Genomic DNA, 494 nt, shown 5'->3' with positions numbered 1-494 from the left:
AGGGCCGGTAGTTTTTCAGAGCTATGAATGTTCAACTTTTGTTCATTTTGGTATAAAAACTCTTTAACAATTTCATCATATCACGCCCCGATGTTCTAGACAGTTTATCATTATCTTCATGCGTACTCACATACCAGCTGCCCTTGTCATCTTCATTTAATCTATATACCTTACCGTTTCTACTATCTGTATAAAAGTCTCCATCCTTCAGTCTCAAACGATCCCCCCTCTACCACGTATATACCCTGTATTGTACCCAAGATATCCATTTTATAAAAAATTTCATCTACACAAAAACAGCAGGGCTTTTAACACGCTTACTATTTTGTATGTAAGCTACATATGTGGAAAGTCAATTGAATTTATTTACTCCTAGTAGATCTTAAATTAATCTTTTTACAATAGGATTTCACGCTTGAAAGGGTCACTTTTCCTGTATTTGCTATATTCGGTTTTATATGTTACGATTAAGTTAATTATTTTTGTTCGGTGTA

The 494-nt window shown here is 33.8% G+C and carries 1 protein-coding gene; it reads right to left on the bottom strand.

Going from position 1 to position 494, the window contains the following annotated elements:
* Positions 1–31: 31 nt before the first annotated feature.
* Positions 32–217 carry a hypothetical protein gene (locus SB717_RS33575; protein ID WP_034652964.1) on the bottom strand — a complete coding sequence of 62 codons (186 nt, stop codon included), beginning with the start codon at positions 215–217 and terminating at the stop codon, positions 32–34.
* Positions 218–494 lie beyond the last annotated feature (277 nt).

It is taken from the genome of Priestia sp. SIMBA_032 (assembly GCF_046535215.1).
Lineage (GTDB): Bacteria > Bacillota > Bacilli > Bacillales > Bacillaceae_H > Priestia > Priestia aryabhattai.
The sequence above is the reverse complement of the archived record's forward strand: the minus strand, read 5'-3'. Positions and strand labels throughout refer to the sequence as shown.